The sequence below is a fragment of the Rathayibacter sp. VKM Ac-2927 genome (assembly GCF_022815525.1).
Taxonomy (GTDB): Bacteria; Actinomycetota; Actinomycetes; order Actinomycetales; family Microbacteriaceae; genus Rathayibacter; species Rathayibacter festucae.
Genome location: NZ_JALGRT010000002.1, coordinates 674,894 through 698,670 on the forward strand (window position 1 = coordinate 674,894; position 23,777 = coordinate 698,670).

The following is a 23,777-nucleotide window of genomic DNA, read 5'->3' on the forward strand; positions in this document are numbered from 1 at the left end:
CTGCACCTGGCGCTGGCTTCCAGCAGCCGGACGCCCTGGCCGAGGAACACGACCTGCGCCAGACGGTCGCCCCGCGTCAGCCTGCGCTCCGGACGCCAGATGTTCTCTCGTCTGCCAGATGTTCGACGACCGATGCGGCGCGATGCGAGCATTCGTCGTCCCGCCTTCCACCCCACCTCTGAGGAGCCTCCGTGCAACGACGTCCCGACTCCCTCCGCCCGCGCCGCTGCGCCGGCACCCCGCTCACCGTCGCCGCCTCCCTCGCCCTGACCGTCGGACTCCTCGGCACCGCCTCGGCCGCCCACGCCGCCGTGGTGCCGACAGCCTCCCCGACGCCCACCGCGAGCGTGACCGCGAAGGGCGCCGCTTTCAGCGCGACCGCGCGCGGCGAGCTCGTCCTCAAGCCCGGCGAGAAGCCGGCGGTCGGCACCCAGGTGAAGTGGACCATCACGGTCACCAACACCGGCGACGTCCCCCTCGACGACGTCGCCCGAACGATCGTCGGACCCGGCCGCCATCTGGAACCCGGCGAGGCCCTCGAGCTGACCTCGTCGACCACCCTCAACCAGAAGCAACTCGCTGAAGGCTCCGCCGTCTTCGACGAGTTCACCGGCGCGAGGACACCTGACGGCGTCTCGGTCTACGCGCGCGTCCGCGGCCGACTCGCCCTCCCCAGCCCGACTCCGGCTCCGATCACGCCGGTACCGACTCCGACCACGCCGGCACCCACTCCGACGACACCGGCGCCCACCCCGACACCGGAGCAGCACCCCTCACTGAAAGCGACCGCCCGCGGCGAGCTCGTCCTCAAGCCCGGCGAGAAGCCGAAGGTCGGCACCGAGGTGAAGTGGACCATCACGGTCACCGACACCGGCGACGTCGCCCTCTACGACGTCTCCGTCGGGGAGACGGGCGACGAGGTCGATCTCGCGCCTGGCCAGACCAGGGAACTGACGCTGAGCACGACCCTCGGACAGAAGGACCTCGACGCCCGCGCCGCCGTGCTCACGACGTTCGCGGGCGGCGACACCGAGTACGGCGAGTTCATCAGCGTCGACGTGACCGGCAGACTCGCCCTGCCGACCCCGACCCCACCGACCCCGACCCCACCGACTCCGACGCCCACTCCCACCCCGCCAGCGCCCATCCCGACTCCGATCCCGACACCTCCGGCGCCCACCCCAGCCCCCCAAGGCGCGCTGGAGGTGTCGGCCCGCGGCGAGCTCGTCCTCGAGCCCGGCGAGAAGCCCGCGGTCGGCACCGAGGTCGAATGGACCATCACGGTCACCAACACCCGCGCCGACACCATCTACGACATCACCAGCAGGACCGCCGAGGACTTCTTCGACCTGCAGCCCGGCGAGACCAACGAGCTGACCTCCACGACCGAACTCACCCAGGCCGACCTCACCAACGGCTACACCGTGCTCGACGACATCGTCGCCGGATTCACCCTCACCGAGGACGAGGTCAGCGCACCCGTCACCGCCCGGCTCACCCTCTCGACGCCCACCCCGACGCCCACGCCCACCCCGCCGGCGCCCACCCCAGCACAGGAGCCCTCACCGGCCACTCCGGCGATCGTCGCTCCCCCAGCCTCCGCCACGACGGGCTCCATCACGAAGAGCTCGAACGCCGCCGAGGCGTCGAAGAACCGCCTCGCGGAGACCGGGTCCGACGCGGCCGGCGCGCTCTCCTCCGCTGGGATCCTCACCGCCCTCGGCGCGCTCGGCGTGCTCGTCGGGCGTCTTCGCCGGCGCAACCGCTCGGCCCACTGACCGCTCGCTGTCGGAGTCGACGCCGCCGACGAGCCACGACGGCCCGAATCCGCCCACCTGGTCGGGTTCGGGTCGTTCTCACTCGCCGGGTGATCGCTCCCTGCGGAACACCGAACGATCGATCCCGCGACCGGCCCGTTCTCGTCGCCGACCTGCCCGTTTCGACACAACGCCCGCCACTACTGGGCATCAGTACCGTCACTCTCGTCGGGCGCCTGATTGCCTACTTCACGCCATAAAGGTGGCAACCCCTCATCGCCGATGTGATCGTTTCCGAGCTCCGCTCAATATTCGTATCACCAATGCCAAGGAGTTCCCATGACCCCCGCTGCCCCGACGCCCAGGGACCCCGCCGGTCCCTCGGAGCACCGCTCAGCATCGCCGCCTCGCTCACCTTGAGCGCCTGCCTGCTCGGCTCCACTGCCCTCATCGCCCACGCCGACGAGGCCGCCGTGCCCGTCGTCTCCGAGACCCCCGCTCAGGCCGTCGTCGTCGACCCCACCGCGCAGGCCGTCGCCTCGGCGCCCGCCGCACTCGAGGCCGCGCCCGCTCCGGCCGCGCAGACGTCCGCCCCGACGGTCGCCCCGGAGCCCGTCTCCCCGGCGCCCGTCTCCCCGGCAGCCTCAGCGGCACCCGCTGCGACGGCGTCCGGCGAAGCGACGGTGCACGCCACAGCCGCTCCCGCCACCCCGGTGCCGACCGCGCCCGCGGCCGAGGCGCCGATCGTACCGGCCCCTGCGCTCCAGGATGCGCCGGCCGACGCGCCCGCAGCGGCGACCGAGACGCCGGTCTCGGCGCCTCAGCAGCAGCCCACTCCGGCCGCATCGGCATCGATGTCGGACGGCGTGACCGCGACGGTGAAGGGCGTCCTCGATCTGAAGCCCGGCGAGAAGCCGACGGTCGGGACCACCGTGAAGTGGACCATCACCCTTCACAACATCACGTCCCACCCCGTCGACGTCCTCAAAGCGTTCTCGCACCTCGAGCCCGGCGAGAGCGGCGACGTCGAGGACAACCTCGCACCGACCACGCTCACCCAGACCGACCTCGACGCCGGCCGCGTCACCTACGCCAGCCGCTACGACGTCGTCTCCAGCAACGGCCGCCAGATCATCCGCGCACGGGGCGCACTCGAGCTGGCCAGCACGACCACCCCGACCGCCACGACCACCCCGACCAACCCGGCCACGCCGACCGCCCCCACCACGCCGACCGCCCCGGCCTCGCAGGCGCCGGACGCGACCGCGCACGCAGCGCAGTCGTCCTCGATCCGAGGCGAACTGCTCCTCGAGCCCGACGAGAAGGTGACCGCGGACACCCGCGTGAAGTGGACGGTCACGATCACCAACACCGGCGAAGTCCCCCTCCACGACGTCGACAACGGCCACACCGGAGAACGCGTCGACCTCGCCGTCGGCCAGTCCAAAGACCTCACCGCCACCCTCCCCCTCGGCCAGAGCGCACTCGCCAACGGCACCGCCACCCTCACCGCCCGCACCTCCGGCATCAGCGACACGGGCGTCCTCGTCCACAGCCGAGCCACCGGCACCCTCACCCTCCCCACCACCACCACCACACCCACCATCCCGGCCACGCCGACCGTCCCCACCACGCCGACCGCGCCGACCGCGCAGGCACCGGACGCGACCGCGCACGCAGCGCAGACGTCCTCTGATCGAACGGCACACTGACCGATCGCCGATGGACTCGACACCCCTCGGCATCACCGGCGGTCCACGACGGCCCGAGCCCGCCCTCCGGCGGGCTCGGGCCGTTTCATCGTTCCCGAGTGATCGCTGCGGGTGCGCCGCGGAGCGTGCGCAGCCGGCCGCCGTCGACCCCGTCGACCCGGATTCCGCCATGGTGCCGCATCAGCGCCATCTCTCTCATCGGGCGCCTGAATGCCTTATCTGCGCCACCGATGTGCGCACCGGATCGAACAGTGTGAACATTTGCGAGCTTCACTCGACATTTGATGACCACCGCCTAGGAGTTCCCATGACCCCGCGCCGACCCGACGCCCCCTCTACCCGCCGATCCCCCGGCTCGCCCTTCACCATCGCCGCCGCCGTCACGCTGAGCGCCTGCCTGCTCGGTTCCGGCGCTCTCGTCGCGCACGCCGATGAAGGAGCCGCCCCCGCCGCTGCGGAGACGACCGCGACCGCCGCCGTGCCCGCGTCCGCCGCAGAGGCCTCCGCTCCCACGTCTGCTACGGCGGGGTCCACCCCGTCCCTCTCGACCGCCCCCCAAGACGTCGCACCCGCGCCGATCGCGCCGGCCGTTGCGCCGGCTCCCGCCCCTGCGGCTTCCACCCCGGTGAGCGCCCCGGAGGCCCCCGCCCGGACCACGCCCGACACCGCGACGACGCCCATCGCGGCCGCCTCCACTGTCGAGGTACCGACCGTCGTTGTCGAGACGCCCGTCGCCCCCGCCCCCGTGACCCGGGAAGCGCCGGCCTTCGAGCCCGCCGCCGCGACGGAGACGCCGGTCTCGACTCCGCAGCAGCAGCCCACTCCCCCCGCCGCCGCCACGACGGACGGCGTGACTGCGACCGCGCAGGGAGCACTCGTCCTCGCGCCCGGCGAGAAGCCCAAGGTCGGCACGCCCGTGAACTGGACCATCACCCTCCACAACAACACCCCCGACGCCGTCTTCGTCCTCAAGACCCTCGTCCGCCTCGAGCCCGGAGAGAGCGCCCAAGTCGACGACAACCTCCCGCCCGCAACACTCACCCAGGCCGACCTCGACGCCGGCGTCGTCACCTACCGGAGCCGCTACGACATCGGCGCGAACGGCAGTGAGCGCATCCTCCGAGTGCACGGCGAGCTGACCCTCCCGAAGGCCGCACCGACCCCTCCGCCGTCACAGCCCACCACTCCGACCACGACGCCCACGACGCCCACCACCCCCACGGTCACGACGGACGGTGTGACCGCGACCGCGCAGGGAGCACTCGTCCTCGCGCCCGGCGAGAAGCCCAAGGTCGGCACGCCCGTGAACTGGACCATCATCCTCCACAACGACACCCCCGACGCCGTCTTCGTCCTCAAGACCCTCGTCCGCCTCGAGCCCGGAGAGAGCGCCCAAGTCGACGACAACCTCCCGCCCGCAACACTCACCCAGGCCGACCTCGACGCCGGCGTCGTCACCTACCGGAGCCGCTACGACATCGGCGCGAACGGCAGTGAGCGCATCCTCCGAGTGCACGGCGAGCTGACCCTCCCGAAGGCCGCACCGACCGCCCCCCACTCCGATCGCGTGACCGCGTCGGTCCGCGCCGTTCCCGACCTGAAGCCCGGCGAGCAGGTGAAGGTCGGCACGGTCGTGAAGTGGATCGTGACCTTCCACCACTCCACCCCCGACACCGCCAGTATCGGCGGAACCACCCTCGTGCTGACCTCCGGCCGCAGCGGCTACGTCGAGGACACCACGAAGCCGAGCACGGTCACCCAGGCCGACCTGGACGCGGGCGTCGTGACCTACCGGAGCGAGTTCAACGTCAGCACACCGGAGGGGTCGTACACGATCCCCGCGACGGGCGAGCTGACCCTCCCGAAGCCGGCGCCCGAACTGCCGATCGGCACGACGACCGATCCGGCGACCGGCACCACCCCAGGCACGGAGACGGGCACCATCACCGACGGCACGACTACCGGCACGGCGACGACCGCGGGAACCACTGCGCCCGTCGGATCCGGTGCTGCCACCACTGACGAGAGCGTCGCCGCCGGCACGGACTCTCCGGAGCACGCCGCTGTCGGCGCCGCCGCTCGCACCGGCGCGGGGGTCGCCTCTCCCTCGGCACCGACCATCGCTGACAAAGCCTCCGGCAGCACGAGCGCGAAGAGCTCGGCCACGAAGAGCGCCTCCGCCGCGCACCTCGCCCAGACCGGCGTGGACACGGCGGCCGCACTGCCCGCCGCCGGGATCCTCGGCCTGCTCGGCGCGCTCGGCCTGCTCCTCGGCGCCCGTCGCCGCCGCAACCGCACCGCCGACTGACACAGCACCGTCCCCTTGAAGCGCCGGTGGCGTCGACCCGACTCGACGCCACCGGCGCTTCGCCGTGTCATCCCCTGCCACGGATGCGCACGCGCGACGTCGATCCACGCTCCGCGCGCACTCGTCCTCGAGCGCTTCACTGCCCCCGAGGGACAGCGGCCTCGACTCGAATCGGAGCCACCGACCCTCGGTCGTCGCGCACTGCCACCGACGTCAGTGACTGCCGAAAGCCCGCTTCCGCGCCAGGAATGCGCAGCTCTGGAAACACCCGTGTGATTATTCCCGAACCGTCTCGACCCCTTGCCGATCCCTGCCCAGGAGCCCCATGACCCCCTCACGTCCCGACCTACGACGACCGCGCCGATCGCCCGCCACTCCCCTCAGCATCGCCGCGTCCGTCGCGTTGAGCGCGTGCCTGCTCGGATCCAGCTCCCTCGTCGCGCACGCCGAAGGACACCCCGACGTCGCGACCGCGACGCCGGAGCAGGACGCCGCTGCAGCGGTCGCCCTGTCGACGCCCACGCCCTCTCCCGCACCGGACGATGCCGCGCCGCCGGCCGGCCCCGCCGCCCCGGACGCCGCCCCGGCGACCGCACCCGCCGCGCCGAGCAGCGCACCCGCCGCGCAGGACGCCGCCCCCTCCCCCGCTCCCCCGGCGCCGACCCCCGCGACCGCCCCGCCTATGGCCGATCCCGCCCCGGCACCGGCCACGACCGACGTCACGGCGACGCCGACCGACGCGGCCGCACCGGAGACGCCGGTCCCCTCTCTCGCACCGGCCGCACCCGACGCGATGCCGACACCGGCGGCCGAGGCGCCGGCCGCCGCGTCGGAGACGCCGGTCGCCGCCGCCCAGCAGCAGCCCGCTCCACCGCCGACCGTGCCCATGACCGGGGACTCCCTCGTGAGCGCGACGGTGAGGGGGACGTTCGAGGTGAAGCCGGGCGAGAAGCCGGTGGTCGGCACGAAGGTGAAGTGGACCGTCACCTTCCGCAACAACGGAACGACCGCCGCCGCCGTCTACGGGACCGAGTTCTCCGTCCCGGCGGGGCAGAGCCGCGACGGTCGGGACGACGCGAAAGAGCAGACGGTCACTCAGGCCGACCTCGATGCCGGGGTTATGAGGTACGCGAACAGCTGGGGCGTCGTCACGCCCGCGGGCGTGCACTGGATCCCCGTGCGAGGCGAGCTGCCCATCCCGGCGGAGAACCCCGCCCTCGAGGTCGTCTACACCCCGAGGTTCGAGCTGGCACCCGGCCAGCCGGTCGTCGTCGGCACCGTGGTGGACCCGACCGTCACGGTGACCAACCGCGGGGAGGTGACCCTGCACGACATCACCTTCACCGGCACCCCGCCGTTCAGCCTCGCACCGGGTCAGCGCGCCGTCCTCTCCTCAAAGGGCACGGTCGACGAGCTGGACGTGTTCGCGGGCGAGTACCACCGCGACGGCGGCTACGTCTACGCGCGCACCCCGAGGGGCGCCGTCTACAAGACCATCGCCTCCGTGCGGCTCCCGTTCCCGAAGCCGGACGCCCCCGCCGCGACAAGCACCGCCACACCGGCCCCTGCGCCGAGTGCCGGGACGGGAGGGTCCCCAGCGGGCGGCACGACCGACGAGTCCTGGAGGTTCCGCGGCGAGTTCGTGCTGCAGCCCGGCGAGCAGGTGAAGGCCGGCACGAAGGTCCGCTGGACCTCGACGTTGACCAACACCGGCCCCGACGACCTCCGCGACCTCGTCGCCGTGCGGGTGGGGGCCGCCCCCGGCAGCCCCGGCAGCACCAGCGAGAAGCTGGCCGTCCTCGCCAGGGGCCGGACCGCGCAGCTGCACCTCGAGTCCACCGTCACGGAGGACGACCTGGTGAGCGGCATCACCCACATCGTCGTCGACGCGACCGCCGTGACGGGCGGACGGACGAACACGGTGCGCAGCGGTGCGACGCTCGCGATTCCCGTCGAGCACCCGCTCCTCGACGTGACCACCACGACGAGGCCGAGGCTCGGGCCGGGAGCACCCCTCGTCGCCGGCACCGTCCTCGACACCACCTTCACGATCGTCAACCGCGGGGACGTCACGCTCACCGACGTCCGGTTGAACAGCTTGGCCCCGTTCACCCTCGCACCGGGCGAGAGCGCTGACCGGGTCCTCTCGGGCCCGCTCACAGCGCGGGACGTGGAAGCCGGCGAATACCGTCTCACGGCCAAGGTGACCGTTCGCACCCCCCGCGGTGTCCAGTACAAATCCAACGACATAGTCGTCGCGCTGCCGATCCCCACGAGCAGCTCCCCCGGCGCCGCGCCGGCTCCCGCACCCACCGGCGCCCCGTCGACCCCCGCACCCACCGGGACCGCGCCCACCGGCACGCCCTCGGCCCCCGCGCCCACCGGCACGCCGTCGGCCCCCGGGACCGCGCCCACCGGCACACCGTCCACTCCGGCACCGACCGCCACGCCGCCGATCCCCGCACCCACCGGCACCCCGTCGACCCACACACCCGGCACGCCGTCGGCACCCGCACCGACCGGCACGCCCGCCCCCGGTCCCAGCACTACCCCGCAGATCCCCGCTCCGGCACCCGCCGGCGTGACCGGGACCGTGAGCGGATCGCTCGATCTCAAGCCGGGTGAGAAGCCGGTCGTCGGCACCCGGATCAACTGGGTCGTCACGTTCCGGAATCAGAGCTCCGCCCCGGTCTCCTTCTACAACACCCCCGTCGTCCTCGGCCCCGGCGAGAGCCGCGACGCCCGGGACACCACGAAGACGTGGGCAGTGACCCAGGCCGATCTCGACGCCGGCCGAGTGTCGTACGCGACCTCCTGGGGAGTGAAGACCGCGAGCGGTGACGGCTTCGTCACCGTGCGAGGCGAGCTTCCCCTGCCCAAGGACGCCCCTATCGCCGCGGAGCATCCTCTCCTGGAGGTGACGCACGCTTCCGCCCTCGACATCGCACCGGGCACACCCGTCACCGCCGGCACCGTCGTCCGGGCGACCATCACGGTGACCAATCGCGGCGATGTCGCCCTCCGCGACATCCGCCTCGGCAGCACTCCGCCGTTCACCCTCGCACCCGGCGAGCAGCACACGGAGCCCTTCACGGACTCGATCACCGAGCAGGATCTGCTCAACGGCCGGTACCTCCGCGAGGACGGCGTCCTCGTCGCGCTCACACCCAGCGGCGCCCAGTACCGTCTGGACTTCACCCCCGCCACCTTCCCGATCCCGAAGGCCGCCACCACCGGCACGACGCCCGCCCCCTCGCCCGCGCCGACCGTCGCGCCGGCACCGACCGCGACGCCCACACCGACCGCGACGCCTGCGGCCACCGGGACGCCCGCCACGGGGACCGCGACTCCCTCGCCCACCGGCACCGGCACCGGCACTGGCACCGGCACTGGCACTGGCACTGGCACTGGCAGTACCCCCGCCCCGGGCACGGACACACCGACCACGGGCACGCCCTCGACCGGCGCCGGCGGGTCGGGTACCACTGGCTCCGGCACCTCAGACCCGAGCAAGCCCGGGACCGGAACCACCGGGTCCGGTACCACCGGATCCGGCACGGGCACCACTGGCTCCGGCGCCACAGGCTCCGAAACCGGCCCGACCGGCACCGGCACCACCGGTTCAGGCACCGCAGGCACGGGTACCGCAGGCACGGGCACCGCAGGCACGGGCACCGCAGGCACGGGCACCGCGGGCACGGGTACCCCCGGCATCACCGGCACGACCACCACCGACCCGGGCACCGACGGCGCCGGTACCGGCACGACGGTCACCGGGACCCGCCCGACGATCACCGCCTCCACCGAGACGGGCAGCGGGGGTACCACCGGCTCGTACGCTAACGGCGTCGGCACGACGGTGGCGGGCACCGGCCCGACCGGCGCACGCAGCACAGCGACGGGTACGACCGCCTCGGGCACGACCGGCACGACCACGGGCGGCACGACCGGCTCCGGAGTCACGGGCACGCGGGCGGCGAGGGACGCGTCCGCTCCCCGCCTCGCCGAGACAGGCGTCGATCCGGCGCCCGCGCTGGCCGCCGGGGGTGTCCTCGCGCTGCTCGGCGCGCTCGGCACCCTTCTCGGCGCCCGACGCCGACGGCGCAACCGCACGGCCGACTGACCGGCCCGCCGACCGCGGGAACGACGGAGGGCGCGGGGCATCACGCCCCGCGCCCTCCGTCGTCCGTCCGTCAGCTCGCGGCGACCGCGATCTCGTTCGGCGTGACCTCCAGCTCGGCGCTGGACAGCACCTTCCCGGTGGTCAGATCGAGCGCGTGGACGCTCTTCGCGGCCGGGTCGGTGACGTAGGCGATGTCACCGGCGACCGTGATGGCAGGGTGCGGGTCCTGCCACTCGACGGGGCTCTCCCAGGCGTCGACGACGGGGTACGAGTCGGTGATCTCCCCGGTCTCCGGCTCGATCACGTGGACCGCTCCGTCCGAGCCGATCAGGTAGGCGAGGTCGCCCGGGCCGCGCGCGACGCCGCGGAAGGTGTACTCGACACCCTCGGGCAGGTCGACGACGTCGAGGGTCTTCGCCTCGGTGTCGATCAGCGCGAGGCGGTGCAGGAGGTAGCCCTCGGCGTCCTGGTCGTCCTTGTAGTCGCCGACGACGATCGGGCTGGTCTCGCTGACCCAGGCGTTGCCCATCCGGCCGTAGGGCTGGTCGGGCGCCTCGAGCTTGGTGATCTCGCCGCCGTCGTAGACGAGGGCGCCGTTCTCGCAGCCGAAGACCACGACCTCGTTCTCGGCCGTGCCCTCGCCGTGCACACCCGGGCACTGGTCGTTCGTGGCGACCACCGCGCCGGCGGCGTCGCGCACCTCGATGCCGGTGCGGCCGTCGGCGTTCCCGACGGTGGTGAGGAAGGTGCCGTCCTCGAGGACGATCGACACCCCGTGGTGCGCCTCGACGCCCGGGATGGTCTCGACCTCGGGCACGCCCTCGGCGTCGGCCAGGTCCGCGGTCTCGACGACCGTCGTGTCGCTGGTGCCGTCCGCGTAGAGGATCGTCTTGCCGCCGTGGCGGACGACGTGGCCGGGGGTGTCGGCGGCGAAGACGACGTCGGTGAGCTCGGGCTCGCCCGTGGTGCCGGCGGCGGTGTCGAGGAGCTGGAAGCCCTCGCTCATGGTGACCATGACGTGCCGGCCGTCGCCGGCGGGGTTCAGGCGTGTGAACTCCTCGGAGTCCAGGTCGGCCACGGTCTCGAGGGTCTCGCCGTCGAGGACGAGGACACCGCCCTCGTAGGCGACGGCGACGCGGGTGCCGGCGGCGGCCGAGGTTGCGGTGGCGGTCGGATCGGCCGCGGGGGCGCTGCTCGAGGAGCAGGCCGCGAGGGTCGCGATCGTGCCGAGGGCGAGGAGGCCGAGGCCCGCTCGGCGGAGAGGTGCTCGCCGGAGCGGCGCTCGGCGGAAGGGGCTGGTGCGCATGGGGATGTGGTTCTCCTGGTGCTGGTCGTGGGCGCTCACGGTGAGAGCCCGGTGGCGATGCGCTGCGTGTTCACGCGCATCATGCTGAGGTAGTCGGGGGCGCCGCCCTCGGGCCCCGTGAGGGACTCCGTGAACAGCTCGACCACCTCGACGCGGATGTCGGCCTCGCTCGCGAGCGCCTGGACCAGGCGGTCGGGAGACGAGGACTCCGCGAAGATCGTGGGGACGCCGGTCTCCTCGACCGCGTCGACGAGGTCGGCGAGGTCGGAGGCGGACGGCGCCGCGAGGGTGGTGCCGCCGGGGATCACCGCGCCGACGACGTCGAAGTCGAAGCGGTCGGCGAGGTAGCCGAAGACGTGGTGGTTCGTGACGAGGGCGCGGCGCTCCTCCGGGATCGCGGCGAAGGCGGCCGTCATCTCGGCGTCGAGCGCCTCGAGCTCGGCGCGGTACTCGGCGGCACTGCGATCCAGGGCCGCGGGGTCCGCTCCGTCGAGTTCGGCGAGCGCCGGCGCGAGCGCGTCGACGACGGCGATCATCCGGGCCGGGTCGGTCCAGAAGTGCGAGTCGGGGCTGCCCTCGGCGTCGCCTTCGCGATAGTCGAGCACGTCGATCGCGTCGCCGGCGACGAAGGCCGGCACGTCCTCCGCGGCGGCCGCGTCGAGGTGCTGCTGCAGCCCCTCCTCCAGACCCAGGCCGTTGGAGACGACCAGGTCGGCCGAGCGCAGCCGCGCCGCCTCCTGCGCGGAGATCTCGAAGGAGTGCGGGTCGGCGTTCGGCTTCATCAGCGTCACGACCTCGGCCTCCTCGCCGACGAGGCGCTCGACGACGTCGCCGAGGATGTTGGTCGAGACGATCACCACCGGGCGGTCGTCGGCGCCGGCCGAGCAGCCGGTGAGCGCGAGCAGTGCGACGGTGGCCGCGGCGAACGGCGTGCGGCGTCGGAGGTGGCGGGGGCGTCCCATGGTCAGCGCCCCGTCTCGGCGGTGAACGCCGGCTCGGTCGCCGTCTCGAAGCTGCGCGCGAGGCGGGCGTCGTCGGCGTAGTCGATCTCGTGCAGGCGCCGCTCGGCGGGCGCGCTGAGGTAGGCGCGCTGCTGGTCGGCGACGAGGGTCGGGGTGAGTCCCGCGGCGAGCGACTCGGCCGCGAGGGGCTCGGTCTGGGCGAGCACCGCGCCGTCCGCACCGTCGAGCACGAGCACCCGGCCGTCCTGCGCGAGCGCCAGCACGTGCTCGTCCTCGTCGTCGACGGCGGTCACGTGCGCGAGAGGCGCGGGAGCGGGGAGCAGCGACCAGGAGCGGGCGCGGGTGTCGAGCAGCCAGATCCCGTCGCCGCCGGCGAGCCCGGCGACGGTCGGCCGGCCCTCGCGGTTCGCGAAGCTCGTCGCGGCGGGCGCGGTCACGTCGGCGGGGTAGGGGATCCGCTCGACGACGAGCTCCTCGCCGTCGACGGTGGCGAGCAGCGCGCCGTCCGCGCAGCCGATCACCGCGCCGACGCGGGTGGTGATCGTCCCCGCGGGCTGCGGGCACGCCTCGACGAGGCCGGTGCGCTCGCCGTCGGACGTGTGCCCGACGACCGACGCCGACTCCCCGGCACCCTCGGTGACGAGCGCGAACGAGCCGACCGGGACGACCATCCCGGGCCCCGGCTCGCCGTCCAGGCGGAACGACTCGCGGAGCTCGCCCTTCGACAGCGCCTCGGTGTCGAGGAGCACGGCCTCGCCCGACTCGGGGAAGAACAGCCCGGTGCCGCCGGACGTCGACAGGTTCGTGGTGGCGACGACCGCCTCCCCCTCGCCCGCGACGGTGCCGAGCAGTCTCGGCTCCGCGCGGTAGTAGTGGAAGTGGTCGACGTGGTCCCAGGTCCAGACGCCGCTGTCGACGATCTCGATGCCGACGGCGGTCTGCGCGAAGAGGTAGCGGCCGTCGGTCGTCAGCGCGGACGGCGCGCCGACCGTGCCGAGCTCGGCGACGCTCTCGTCGAGGAGATCGAGGTGCGAGACGGCGCCGGCCGGGTCGATCCAGGTGAGGCCGAGGGCGGGCTCGGCGAGCTCCGCGGCTCCCGAGACGGCGCCGTGGCCCTCGCCGGTCGCGTCGTCCACCGGCGGTGCGGCGGGATCGGCGGAGCAGGCCGCGAGGGCGAGGGCGCCCAGGAGGAGCGCCGGGGCGGTGCGGAGGGAGCGGGTGGAGCGGGAGAGCACGGGGTCCTTTCGGAGGGGGACGAGGGTCAGGCGGGGACGGCGGCGGAGACCCGGCGCGGACGGCGCGAGGCGGTGGCCGCCCGCAGCGCCCAGGACAGTCCGGAGACGGCGAGGGCGGTGGCGGCGACGGAGGCGCCGGCGGCGGTCGCCGCGTACCAGGAGACGAGCAGCCCGACGAGCACGGAGAGCACGCCGAGCACGGCGGCGAGCGCCATCCGAGTCGGGATCCGCGTCGTCCAGTGGCCCGCGGCGACTGCGGGCGCGAGGAGCAGCCCGACGACCAGGAGCGAGCCGACGGCCTGGTACGAGGCGACGACCGCGAGGGTCACCAGCCCGACCAGCGCGGCCTGCGCCGAGCGCGGCCCGAGCCCGAGGACGGAGGCGATCCGGTGATCGAGCGCGAGCGCCACCAGCGACCGGTGGAACACCACCGCCACCGCGAGCCCGACTCCGGCAGCGACGGCCAGCAGCACGAGATCGACCGGGGCGATGGCGAGGATGTCGCCGAACAGGATCGAGGTCGCGTCGGTCGCGAAGCTGCCGGAGTGGCTGATGATGATCACGCCGAGCGCGAGCATCGAGACGAAGAGCATGCCGATGCTCGTGTCGTAGGACAGGCGGCCCCGACGCTGCAGCGCGGCGATGCCGAGGCTCATCGCGACGGCGCTCGCCGCCCCGCCGACCAGCACGGGCGCGCCGAGCACGGTCGCCAGCGCGACGCCGGGGAGCATCCCGTGGGCGAGCGCCTCCCCGAGGAACGCCATCCCGCGGATGACCACCCAGGTCCCGACGACTCCGCACAGGACGGCGACGAGTGCGCCGCCGAGGAGGGCGCGCTGGAGGAAGTCGAGCGCGAACGGCTCGAGGATCCCGGAGAGGAGGGCAGGCATGGTGCCCGACCGTAACGGATAATGAGAACGATTATCAAACTGCTACGCTCGGGGCCGTGTCCAGCAGCCAGCAGCCCTCCGCCCGCGTCGGCCTCCGCGGGGTCGGCGTCGACTTCGGCGAGCGGACCGCGCTGGACGGCGTCGACCTCGACGTGCCGGAGGGCACGCTGACCGTCGTCGCGGGGCCGAACGGCGCGGGCAAGTCGACGCTGCTCGAGGTGATCGCCGGCACCCGGCGGCCCTCCCGGGGAGTGCGCACGGTCTCGTCCGCGATCGCCTTCGTCCCGCAGCGCACCGCCGTCTCGGACCGCCTCCCCATCACCGTCCGCGACGTCGTGACGGTCGGCGTCTGGGGGCGCACCGGCCGCTGGCGCCGGGTCGGACCGGACCTGCGCGCGGTGGTCACCGCGGCGATGGACCGCCTCGAGATCTCCGCGCTCGCGGCCGAGCCGTTCGCCGTGCTGTCCGGCGGGCAGCGGCAGCGGACGCTGCTCGCGCAGGGACTGGCGCGCGGCGCCGACCTGCTCCTCCTGGACGAACCCACGACCGGACTCGATGCGGCGAGCGCCGAGCGCATCCGGGAGATCCTGCGCGCCGAGGCGGAGCGCGGCGTCGCGGTCGTCTGCGTCTCGCACGACCCGGCGGTGATAGCGCTCGCCGACCGCGTCGTGCAGCTGGCCGACGGTCGCCTGCGGGGCGAGGCCTTCCTCGCCCGATGAGGCGGCTTCGGGGACGGCGGGTCTCGATACGCCCCTCCGGGGCTACTCGACCACCATGGAGGACGCCGCACCGGGGCTGCTCGGCCGGCAGGCCGCGCGATGCATGCACGTCTGCTTGGATGAGCAGATGACCTGGAGGTGCCGATGACCGAGGATCTCGAGCCCGCCGCCGAGCTCTTCAAGGTGCTCTCCTCCTCCTCGCGGCTGCGCCTGCTCCGCGCTCTGGCGAGCGAACGGTCGACCGTCGGGCACCTCGCGGAGACCACCGGGCTCTCGCAGCCCCTGGTCTCGCAGCACCTGCGCACCCTCCGCGCGGCCGGCCTGGTCGCCGTCGAGCGGATCGGGCGCGAGGCGCACTACTCCGTCGCCGACACCCACGTCAGCCACATCGTCGACGACGCGGTCCGGCACGCCCTCGAGGGTTGACCGCGGTCGGCACACCCGAGGGCGGCCAGCGCATCAGCCCTGGCGCGCCTTGAACCGCGGGTTGAGCTTGTTGATGACGAAGACCCGGCCGCGGCGGCGCACCACCTGCGACCCCGGCATCGACTTCATGGACTTCAGCGAGTTGCGGACCTTCACGACTGCTCCTTCTAGTTGATAACGATTATCGTTTAGAGTAGCTCGTCATGGAGACTCCGAGCCAACTCCCCCGACCACCCGTCCTCGCCGTCACACTGGTGAGCGCGACCGACGCGGACGACAGCGCCCGGATCGCGCGGCAGCTCTCCGGCGGCACCACGGCCATCGAGAGCTTCGCCGTCGACCTCCCGGACTCGGACAGCGCGGAGTTCGCGGCGGAGCTGGCCGCCGAGCTGGCCCGCCAGGCGGACGACGGCGAGAGCAGCATCACCGTGATCTCGCTCGATCCGGTCGCCGACCCGATGGAGGTCGCCCTCGTCCTCGAGCACCTCTGCGTCCGGCGGCACCCCGGCGACACCCGGATCGGCGTCCTCGACGTCGTCGCCGTCACCTCGGTCGACGAGGTGACCCGGGTGCTGCTCGGCGAGGCCGCGGAGCAGGGGTGGGAGCAGGAGCCGCCGCAATGGGACCGCGCCGAGCGGCTCGCGGCGCGCCTCGAGTTCGCCGGCCTCATCATCCTGACCGACGGCGACGGCGCGGGAGCCTCGCCCGCCGTCGACCTGCTGCGGGTGCTCTCGCCCGGGGCGGAGATCCTCACCGAGCGCGACCTCGACCGCTACCGGCAGCGCCGCGCCGTCCTCGTCCCGCAGCGCGCGCACCGCCTCGCCTCGGACCTCGGCTGGCAGCGGGCCCTCCGCGGCGTCCCGAGCGACGCGGGATCGGTGACCGCGTTCGTCTTCCGCGATCCCCTGCCGTTCCACCCCGGCCGCCTGAATGCAGCGGTCGCCGCGGACTTCGTCGCGCACCGCGTCGGCCGGATCCTCCGCTCGCGCGGCCTGGTCCGCCTCGCCAGCCGCGCCGATCGGGTCGCGAGCTGGTCCATTGCCGGCGACGTCCTGAGCCTCGACCCCACGGCGATCCGCAGCTGGAGCACCGACGCACCCGTCGGCCAGGAGCTCGTCTTCCTCGGCCGCGACCTCGACGTCGACGAGCTCACCCGCGTCCTGCACGGCTGCCTGCTCACGCCGCGCGAGCTCCTCGCCGGCCCGGACCTCTGGCGCACCCTCGCCGACCCGTTCCCCCGCTGGGAGGACGAGCACCAGCACTGAGCGGACGGAGCGCGCGCCAGGCGCGAATGGACGCGCAACGGGCTCCGCTACCGCCGCAGACCCCGGTCCGCGTCCGCTCGAAGGGCTGCGAGCGCGCGACCGGACCCGAACGAGGCACCACGACCGGGTCAGGCCCCGCCCCGGGTCCACTCGGGCGGCTCCGCAGGCGGGTCAGCCCGCGTACGCGTCGATCCGCGCGAGCAGCTCCGCCTTCGACACCTCGGACGCCCAGGACCCCTGTACCGAGTTGCGCGCCAGCTGCACCAGCTCGTCGCGGGTGAAGCCCGCGTCGGCGAGCGCCGCGTAGTTGTCGGCGATGTAGCCGCCGAAGTAGGCCGGGTCGTCGGAGTTGACCGTCACCCGCACGCCGCGCTCGAGCAGCGCGCGCATCTCGGGCGCCTTCGAGTCGCTCGAGACGAAGGAGTTCGAGAGCGGGCAGCAGGTCAGCGCGAGGCCGCGGTCGACCAGGACGTCGATCAGCTCGGGCGCCTCGACGATGTTCGTGCCGTGGTCGATCCGGTCCACGCCGATCTCCTCGAGCACCTGGCGCAGGTGCTCGACGCCGTTGGGCTGGTCGACGTCGCAGTGCATCGTCAGCTTCAGCCCGGCCTCGCGGGCCCGCGCGAACACCTCGCGGAACTTCGCCGGCGGGTTGCCGCGCTCGTCCGAGTCCAGGCCCACGCCGATCAGCCGGTCGGCGAACGGCAGCGCGCGCTCGAGTGTCTCCGCCGCGCTCTCGGCCGACAGGTCGCGGAGGAAGCAGAGGATCAGCGCGGCGTCCACGCCCAGCTGCGCGGCGTCCTGCGCGGCGCGGTGGTAGCCGCCGATCACCGCCTCGAACGGCACTCCGCGCGAGGTGTGCGCCTGCGGATCGAAGAACGCCTCGACGCGGACCACCCCGTCCGCCGCGGCCCGGCGGAAGTAGGCGGTCGCGAGGTCGTAGAAGTCCTGCTCCTCGCGCAGCACGTCCATCGCCGGGTAGTAGACGGCGAGGAACGAGGCGAGCGAGTCGAAGTCGTAGGCGAGCGCCTCGGGCACGGGCAGGCCGTTGCGCTCGGCCAGCTGCGCGCGCAGCTCGGGCTCGAGCGCCCCCTCCAGGTGCACGTGCAGCTCGACCTTGGGCAGACCGAGGAGGAAGGAGTCGGAGGTCACGGGAGCCTTTCGTCGGTGCCGGCGGTGGTGCGGGCGGTGGAGAGCGGAGAGCAGGATCAGGGACGCGCCGCGATGAAGTCCAGCGCCACGAGCGGTCCCGGCAGCACCGCGCCGATGACGGTGCGGGCCGGCGGATCGACGGCGAACCGCGCTCCGTAGACCTCGGAGGCGGCGGCGAAGTCGCGCTCGAAGTCGCTGAGGATCATCGTGACGCGCACCACGTCGCCGAGGCCCAGGCCGAACTCCGTGGCGAGCAGCCGCTCGATGTTGTCGAGGGCCGCGGCGGTCTGCGCGGTGATCCCCTCCGGGACCGTGCCCTCCGGCACCGAGCCGTCACCGGGCGCGAACGGCCCGATCGCCGAGCCGTAGACGACGCCGTGCGCCTCGACGGCGTGGCTGTACGCGCCGCGGGGGGCGCCGAGTGCCTCCGCGGTCACGAAGCGGCGGGTCGCGGTGGCGGTCATCGCGGCAGCTCCCCCGAGACGACGCGGCCGCGCGAGACGACGGCGACGATGCTCTCGGCGCGCAGGTCGTCGATGCTCTCCCACGGGCGGCCGCGCAGCACGACGAAGTCCGCGCCGAAACCGGGCGCGAGCCGGCCGACCTTCGCGCCGAGTCCGACGACGGCCGCGGCGTCCGAGGTCGCGGAGATCAGCGCGCGCTCGGAGCTCCAGCCGAACGACTCGCGCATCCGCCGCACCTCGTCGAGCTGCTCGCCCCAGTCCACGTAGACGCCGTTCGCGTCGGTGCCGAGCACGAAGCGGACGCCCGCCTCGCCCGCGGCGAGGAAGCCCGCGTCGCGCACGGCGACCACGTCCTGCGCCTTGAGCGACGCCTCCGGCGACGACGGCGCCCGGCCGGCCGCGATCACGTCGTTGATGAAGAGGGTCGGCGCGACGGGCAGGTTCCGCTCGACGAGCGTGGCCCAGTGCTGCGGCCCGATCGCGGTGCCGTGCTCGATCGAGTCGACGCCGAGCGCGAGCGCCCGGTCCAGGCCGACCTCCGAGTGGGTGTGCGCCGCGACAGGCATCCCGAGCGCGTGCGCCTCGTCGATGGTGGCGGCGATCTCCTCGTCGGTCTGGTTCCGCCAGCCGACCTTGTCGCCCATCGAGAGCACGCCACCGCTGGTGTAGATCTTGATGCCGTCCGCGCCGGCCCGCGCCCAGGTGCGCACCAGGCGGCGGCATTCGTCGGGGCTGTCGGCGACGCGGTCGCGGTGCGGGTAGTGCGGCGGCACGAAGAGGTCGCCGTGGCCGGCGGTCATGCCGACCGCGCCGTGCGTGACGATCCGCGGGCCCTCCGCGATGCCCTGCTCGAACATCCGCGCCACGGTCATCTGCAGCTCGTCCGCGCCGAGGTCGCGCAGGGTGGTCACGCCCGCCCGCGCGGCCTTCCGCGCGTTGTTCGCGATGTGGAAGACGCGCTCCTCGCGCGGGGTGACCAGCGGCCAGGAGGCGAAGTCGGCCGTGCCCGCGCCGGAGTAGGCGCCGAGGTGCACGTGGGTGTCGACGAGGCCGGGGATGATCGAGAGTTCGTCCGATCCGCGTTCACCGCTCGGGCCGTCGGCCGGCTCGACGGAGGCGATCGCGTCGCCGCTCCAGGCCAGGGTCGCCGTGCCGAGGGCGCGGGTGCCGTCCCAGACGGCGCCGGTGATGCTCGTGGTGGTGCTCATGTCCGTCCTCAGTTCTGTCCGCCGAAGCGGACGGCTGCCAGTCTCTCGCCGATCGCGACGACCGCGTAGGCGACGACTCCCAGTGCAGTGATCACCGCGAGCGACGCCCACAGCTCGTCGTAGCGGAACCCGGCGGAGGCGCGCTGCACCGCACCGCCGAGCCCCTGCCCCGTCGCCAGCCACTCGGCCAGCATCGCGCCGCTCAGCGCGGAGGGCACCGCGACCTTGGCGGCCGCGAAGATCGCCGGCACCGCGGTCGGCAGCGCCACCTTGAGCAGCACGTCCAGCGGCGAGCCGCCGTAGACCGAGACCAGCTCGAAGGACTCGCGCGAGAGCGAGCGGAGGCCGAAGCCGACCGTGACCAGCGCGGGGAAGAACACCGCGATCGCGCCGACGGTGGCGACGGCGCCGATCCCGTTGCCGATCGCCAGGGTCACCAGCGGCGTCACCACGATCAGCGGCATCGACTTCAGCAGCATCGCGATCGGCATCACCGTCGCCTCGAGCGAGCGGATCAGCACGAACAGCACCGCGATCGCGAGGGCGACCAGCAGGCCCGCGACGTAGCCGACAAGTGCGTCGACGGCCGTCACGCCGAGGTTGCCGAAGACGATCGCGCGGTTCTCCGCGGCGTCGGCCTCGACGAAGAGGTACTCGGCGACGTCGGTCGGCGTCTTGCCGAGCAGCGGCGAGATGTCGGTGATCGCGAGGAAGGCGTACCAGAACGCGAGCGCGAGGACCGCGGCGACGGCGAGCGGCACGAGCTCGCCGCGGACGATGCGCAGCACCATCCGGCCGGTGAGGTCGCTCGGCCGGCGGGCGGCGCGCGACGAGGAGGACGGGGTGCGGGTGGCGGTGCTCATACGACGCCCCCCGTGCTGCGGGCGACCTCGACGCGGGCGCGGCGGCGGTTCGCGCGCGGGCGACCGACGACCAGCGGCATCAGCCAGCGGCCGAGCGCGGCGATCAGCGCGTAGCCGATGATCGTGACCAGTCCGCTGGTGACGGCGAAGGCCCAGGCCCGCTCGACGTCCATCTGCCGCTGCGCGACCGCGAGGGCGACGCCGAGGCCGGTGGTCACTCCGCCGAGGTACTCGCCGAGCACGGCGCCGAGGATGGCCGCCGGCACGCCGACCTGCAGCGCGGTGATCGTCGCGGGCACGGCCGCGATGGCCTGCACCTTGACGATCTTCGCCCAGCGTCCGCCGCGGTAGGCGGAGACGAGGTCGAGCGCGGTGCGCGGGGCCGAGCGGACGCCGAGCAGCGCGCCGATCAGCGTGGTGAAGAAGACGAGCAGCGCCGCGAGGAAGATCGAGGTGGTGCGGCCGCCGAAGATCACCAGGATGACCGGGCCGACCGCGGTCAGCGGCAGGCAGTGGCTGATCACGCCGATCTGCTCGATCACGCGGTGGGTCCACGGGAGCAGCAGCGCGACGGCGGCCAGCGCCAGGGCCGCGAGATTGCCCCAGAGGTAGCCCTGGCCGGCGGCGAGCACCGTGTCGCCGACGTTGCGGAGGTAGAAGAGCGGCCCGTCGCGGACGAACGCGGCGATGATCGCGCCGGGGCTCGGCACGGCGCGGCTCTCGCGGTAGACGGTGTCGGCGAGGATCCACCAGACCGCCACGAAGACGGCGAGCCCGGCGAAGACGCGCCAGTTGGTGCGGATCCAGGGCGTCACGCCTCGTCCTCCATCGCGACGCCGTGCTGCGAGAAGAGGATGTCGGTGATGCGGTCCTCGATCGCGTGGAACTCGGGGCTGCGCAGCATCTCGACCGTGCGCGGGCGCGGCAGGTCGATGTCGATCACCTCGACGATCCGGCCGGGCCGCGGCGACATCACGGCGACCGTGTCCGAGAGCAGGATCGCCTCGGCGATGCCGTGGGTGACCATCAGCGTGGTCGCGGGACGCGCGGTCCAGATCCGCTGCAGCTCCAGGTTGAGCCGCTGCCGGGTCATGTCGTCCAGGGCGCCGAACGGCTCGTCGAGCAGCAGCAGATCGGGCTGGACGACCAGCGCGCGGGCGATCGAGGCGCGCTGGCGCATGCCGCCGGAGAGCTGCGAGGGGTAGGCGTCCTCGAACCCGGTCAGCCCGACGAGGTCGAGCAGGTCCGGGATGCTGTCGCGCTTCGCCGCCTGCCGGGTCAGCTCCAGCGGCAGCCGGACGTTCGAGCGCACCGAGCGCCAGGGCAGCAGCGCCGAGTCCTGGAAGGCGATGCCGAGCTCGGCCGAGCGCTTCGTGCCGAGCACGGGCGTGCCGTGGATCGAGACGGAGCCGGTGGTCGGCTTCTCCAGCCCGGCCAGCATCCGCAGGATCGTCGACTTGCCGCAGCCGGAGGGGCCGAGCAGCGAGAGGAAGGAGCCGCGCGGAGTGACGAGGTCGACCTCGGCGAGGGCCTGCACCGAGCGGCTGCCCAGGTCGAAGCGCTTGCTCAGGCCCGACAGGCGGATGCCCTCGTCCTGGATGGTGGTCGCTTGCTCGGTCAACTGCTCGTCCTCTCCGCGCGGTCCGTGGTGGTCGTGGCCGGGACCGTCTCAGGGCCCGGCCGGGTCGAGGCTCAGCCCTCGAGCAGCTCCGGGTGCTCCTCGTAGACCTCGTCGATCAGCGTGGTGTCGAAGAGCTCGTCGGCGTCGAGCTCGATGCCGGTGAGGGCGAGCGAGGCGACCGACTCGTCCTGCAGCTGCGGCGTGATGGTGAGCAGGCCGTTCGCGTCGGTGTCGGGGGTGCTGATCAGCTCGGTCTGGGTGACCATGACCTGCGCCTGCTCCTCGACCTTGTAGTTCTGGTCGGCGGCGTAGTCGGCGACGACGGTCGCGGCGGTCGCGTCCGGGTCGGCGACGGCGTCCTGCCAGCCGCGGGCGACCGCGTAGAGCAGCGCCTTGACCTTCTCGCGGTCGTCGTCGATGCTCTCCTGCGCCACGACGATGGTCTCGCCGACCATCGGCAGGCCGGTGTCCGCGAGCAGGAACTGCTGCGCCGAGAAGCCGCGCTGGTTGAGCGTGTTCGCGCCGGCGGTCGCGTAGCCGATGTAGCCGTCGACCTGGCCGGTGGTGAGCAGCGTGGAGTCGGTGAGCGGCACGCGGGTGACGTCGTCCTCGTCGATCTCGTTCGCGGCGAGGAAGGCGCGCCAGACCAGGTCGTTGCTGTCGCTGACGCCGATGGTCTTGCCGACCATGTCCTCGGGGGTCTCGATCGGGGCGTCGGTCAGCGAGACGATCGCGAAGGGGTTCTTCTGGTAGGTCGCGCCGACGATCTTCATCTCGGCGCCCTCGGAGACCGCGGGGCCGGTGATCAGCGGCGAGGAGACGCCGGCGAAGGCGGAGCCGCTCGCGATGGCGGTCTCGGCGCCGGTCGCGCCGGTGCCGCCGGGGGTGAGGGTGACGGAGTCGAAGCCCGCGTCGGCGAAGTAGCCGTTCGCGTCGGCGAGGTACTCGCCAGCGAACTCGACGTGGGGGACCCAGGAGAGCTGCATCGTGGCCTCGCCGAACGAGCCGGCGTCACCGGACTCGGCGGCGTCGGAGCCGTTGGAGCAGGCGGCGAGCGTGGTGCCGGCCACGACGGCGACGGCGAGGACGCCGAGCACGGAGCGGAGGCGGGACCGGGACGGGGCGGTGCGGGGCATGCGGGCTCCAAGGGGCGTCGAGGGCTGGGGGGGGGTGGGGCGGACCCGATGGGGCGGACCCGGGGGAAGGCACGCGCCGAGGGGGCGGCGCTGACCCAGTCGACCGCAGCCGGGCACTCCACCGCGTCGTCGCACGGAGGATTTCCGCGCCGCGACGGCCCCGACTCCCCGATGCACGGACAAACCGTGTTGCAGTCAGGTTTCCAGCCTCGCATCCCGGCCGCCCCCTCCACGCATCGCGGAGTCTTCGACGCCGTTCACCGGCTAATCCTCCACTTCCCGCGGAGGGTCCTTGAGAGGAGAGCCGCCCTCTCTCTCATGCTGATCGAGTAGCCCGCGAAGCGGGCGTATCGAGATGCCCCAGCTCCAGACGAGCAGCCTGCAGACCACCCCGCTGACGACGCCGGGTCTCGATACGCCCCTCCGGGGCTCCTCGACCAGCAGGGGGTGCGCACAACATCAGCTGACAGCAGGGTCCCTCCCCTGACAGCGGAGGCCACCCCTTCTCAGCTGATGTTCTGCAGCGCCCGAGCGCTCCCCACCGTTCGAGCGCCTCTCTGCTGACCGAGTAGCCCGCACAGGGCGTATCACCCTCGCTGAGACCAGCGTCCGCCGACCAGCCCTGCTGGC

General features: G+C 73.3%; 19 protein-coding genes. 7 read left to right on the top strand and 12 right to left on the bottom strand.

What is annotated here, in order from left to right:
- Positions 1 to 191: 191 nt before the first annotated feature.
- From MT353_RS08300 to MT353_RS08315, 4 genes are all read left to right on the top strand, one after another.
- On the top strand, positions 192 to 1,778 hold the full coding sequence (locus MT353_RS08300) for a hypothetical protein (RefSeq protein ID WP_243624113.1): 1,587 nt from the start codon (positions 192 to 194) through the stop codon (positions 1,776 to 1,778).
- Between the two features lie 395 nt (positions 1,779 to 2,173).
- On the top strand, positions 2,174 to 3,469 hold the full coding sequence (locus MT353_RS08305; protein WP_243624114.1) for a hypothetical protein: 1,296 nt from the start codon (positions 2,174 to 2,176) through the stop codon (positions 3,467 to 3,469).
- Between the two features lie 307 nt (positions 3,470 to 3,776).
- Positions 3,777 to 5,777, top strand: coding sequence for an LPXTG cell wall anchor domain-containing protein (locus tag MT353_RS08310; protein WP_243624115.1), 2,001 nt, complete (start codon positions 3,777 to 3,779; stop codon positions 5,775 to 5,777).
- Positions 5,778 to 6,102: 325 nt separating this feature from the next.
- Positions 6,103 to 9,900, top strand: coding sequence for a hypothetical protein (locus MT353_RS08315; protein WP_243624116.1), 3,798 nt, complete (start codon positions 6,103 to 6,105; stop codon positions 9,898 to 9,900).
- Positions 9,901 to 9,970: 70 nt separating this feature from the next.
- Here MT353_RS08315 and aztD read toward each other — a convergent pair whose 3' ends face one another.
- From aztD to aztB, 4 genes are read right to left on the bottom strand one after another with little or no spacing between them, the layout of a single operon-like run.
- Complete coding sequence (aztD, locus tag MT353_RS08320) at positions 9,971 to 11,206, bottom strand: zinc metallochaperone AztD (protein ID WP_279400641.1); 1,236 nt, start codon at positions 11,204 to 11,206, stop codon at positions 9,971 to 9,973.
- Positions 11,207 to 11,241: 35 nt separating this feature from the next.
- Entirely contained in the window at positions 11,242 to 12,168 is a 927-nt protein-coding gene (aztC, locus tag MT353_RS08325) for a zinc ABC transporter substrate-binding protein AztC (RefSeq protein WP_243624119.1), read from the bottom strand.
- 2 nt (positions 12,169 to 12,170) lie between these two features.
- A complete protein-coding gene (locus tag MT353_RS08330) occupies positions 12,171 to 13,403 on the bottom strand; it encodes an ABC transporter (protein ID WP_243624120.1) in 1,233 nt (410 codons plus the stop codon).
- 26 nt (positions 13,404 to 13,429) lie between these two features.
- Positions 13,430 to 14,293 carry a zinc ABC transporter permease AztB gene (aztB, locus tag MT353_RS08335; RefSeq protein WP_243624122.1) on the bottom strand — a complete coding sequence of 288 codons (864 nt, stop codon included), beginning with the start codon at positions 14,291 to 14,293 and terminating at the stop codon, positions 13,430 to 13,432.
- A gap of 56 nt (positions 14,294 to 14,349) precedes the next feature.
- Here aztB and aztA point away from each other — a divergent pair, with 56 nt between their 5' ends.
- The gene (gene aztA / locus MT353_RS08340) at positions 14,350 to 15,012 is read left to right on the top strand and encodes a zinc ABC transporter ATP-binding protein AztA (RefSeq protein ID WP_243624124.1); all 663 of its coding nucleotides are present in this window, start codon (positions 14,350 to 14,352) and stop codon (positions 15,010 to 15,012) included.
- Between the two features lie 144 nt (positions 15,013 to 15,156).
- Complete coding sequence (locus MT353_RS08345) at positions 15,157 to 15,438, top strand: helix-turn-helix transcriptional regulator (RefSeq protein ID WP_123446984.1); 282 nt, start codon at positions 15,157 to 15,159, stop codon at positions 15,436 to 15,438.
- A 33-nt stretch (positions 15,439 to 15,471) separates the two neighbouring features.
- Here the strand turns inward: MT353_RS08345 and ykgO are convergent, their stop codons facing one another.
- Entirely contained in the window at positions 15,472 to 15,594 is a 123-nt protein-coding gene (gene ykgO, locus MT353_RS08350; RefSeq protein WP_123446985.1) for a type B 50S ribosomal protein L36, read from the bottom strand.
- A 47-nt stretch (positions 15,595 to 15,641) separates the two neighbouring features.
- On the opposite strand from ykgO, the gene MT353_RS08355 reads away from it, so the two are divergent.
- Positions 15,642 to 16,703, top strand: coding sequence for a GTP-binding protein (locus MT353_RS08355; protein ID WP_243624125.1), 1,062 nt, complete (start codon positions 15,642 to 15,644; stop codon positions 16,701 to 16,703).
- A gap of 171 nt (positions 16,704 to 16,874) precedes the next feature.
- Here the strand turns inward: MT353_RS08355 and add are convergent, their stop codons facing one another.
- From add to MT353_RS08390, 7 genes are all read right to left on the bottom strand, one after another.
- Positions 16,875 to 17,855 carry an adenosine deaminase gene (gene add / locus MT353_RS08360; protein WP_243624126.1) on the bottom strand — a complete coding sequence of 327 codons (981 nt, stop codon included), beginning with the start codon at positions 17,853 to 17,855 and terminating at the stop codon, positions 16,875 to 16,877.
- A gap of 56 nt (positions 17,856 to 17,911) precedes the next feature.
- Complete coding sequence (locus MT353_RS08365; RefSeq protein ID WP_132436743.1) at positions 17,912 to 18,319, bottom strand: RidA family protein; 408 nt, start codon at positions 18,317 to 18,319, stop codon at positions 17,912 to 17,914.
- On the bottom strand, positions 18,316 to 19,527 hold the full coding sequence (locus MT353_RS08370; protein ID WP_243624127.1) for an amidohydrolase family protein: 1,212 nt from the start codon (positions 19,525 to 19,527) through the stop codon (positions 18,316 to 18,318). Before MT353_RS08370 ends, MT353_RS08365 begins: the two co-directional genes overlap by 4 nt.
- Positions 19,528 to 19,535: 8 nt before the next feature.
- Entirely contained in the window at positions 19,536 to 20,390 is an 855-nt protein-coding gene (locus tag MT353_RS08375) for an ABC transporter permease (RefSeq protein ID WP_127887688.1), read from the bottom strand.
- Positions 20,387 to 21,205, bottom strand: coding sequence for an ABC transporter permease (locus tag MT353_RS08380; RefSeq protein ID WP_243600661.1), 819 nt, complete (start codon positions 21,203 to 21,205; stop codon positions 20,387 to 20,389). The genes MT353_RS08375 and MT353_RS08380 overlap by 4 nt, the downstream gene beginning before the upstream one ends.
- Complete coding sequence (locus MT353_RS08385) at positions 21,202 to 22,011, bottom strand: ABC transporter ATP-binding protein (RefSeq protein WP_123446992.1); 810 nt, start codon at positions 22,009 to 22,011, stop codon at positions 21,202 to 21,204. The genes MT353_RS08380 and MT353_RS08385 overlap by 4 nt, the downstream gene beginning before the upstream one ends.
- A gap of 71 nt (positions 22,012 to 22,082) precedes the next feature.
- Positions 22,083 to 23,147 (bottom strand): ABC transporter substrate-binding protein, encoded by a 1,065-nt coding sequence (locus tag MT353_RS08390; RefSeq protein ID WP_243624128.1) that lies wholly within the window; start codon positions 23,145 to 23,147, stop codon positions 22,083 to 22,085.
- Between the last annotated feature and the right edge of the window lie 630 nt (positions 23,148 to 23,777).

Excerpts from the sequence above, each read along its gene's own strand:
- MT353_RS08310 (WP_243624115.1), top strand. The coding sequence starts at position 3,777 with ATGACCCCGCGCCGACCCGACGCCCCCTCTACCCGCCGATCCCCCGGC.
- MT353_RS08315 (WP_243624116.1), top strand. The coding sequence starts at position 6,103 with ATGACCCCCTCACGTCCCGACCTACGACGACCGCGCCGATCGCCCGCC.
- aztD (WP_279400641.1), bottom strand. The coding sequence starts at position 11,206 with ATGCGCACCAGCCCCTTCCGCCGAGCGCCGCTCCGGCGAGCACCTCTC.
- aztC (WP_243624119.1), bottom strand. The coding sequence starts at position 12,168 with ATGGGACGCCCCCGCCACCTCCGACGCCGCACGCCGTTCGCCGCGGCC.
- aztB (WP_243624122.1), bottom strand. The coding sequence starts at position 14,293 with ATGCCTGCCCTCCTCTCCGGGATCCTCGAGCCGTTCGCGCTCGACTTC.
- MT353_RS08345 (WP_123446984.1), top strand. The coding sequence starts at position 15,157 with ATGACCGAGGATCTCGAGCCCGCCGCCGAGCTCTTCAAGGTGCTCTCC.
- MT353_RS08355 (WP_243624125.1), top strand. The coding sequence starts at position 15,642 with ATGGAGACTCCGAGCCAACTCCCCCGACCACCCGTCCTCGCCGTCACA.
- MT353_RS08365 (WP_132436743.1), bottom strand. The coding sequence starts at position 18,319 with ATGACCGCCACCGCGACCCGCCGCTTCGTGACCGCGGAGGCACTCGGC.
- MT353_RS08370 (WP_243624127.1), bottom strand. The coding sequence starts at position 19,527 with ATGAGCACCACCACGAGCATCACCGGCGCCGTCTGGGACGGCACCCGC.
- MT353_RS08375 (WP_127887688.1), bottom strand. The coding sequence starts at position 20,390 with ATGAGCACCGCCACCCGCACCCCGTCCTCCTCGTCGCGCGCCGCCCGC.
- MT353_RS08390 (WP_243624128.1), bottom strand. The coding sequence starts at position 23,147 with ATGCCCCGCACCGCCCCGTCCCGGTCCCGCCTCCGCTCCGTGCTCGGC.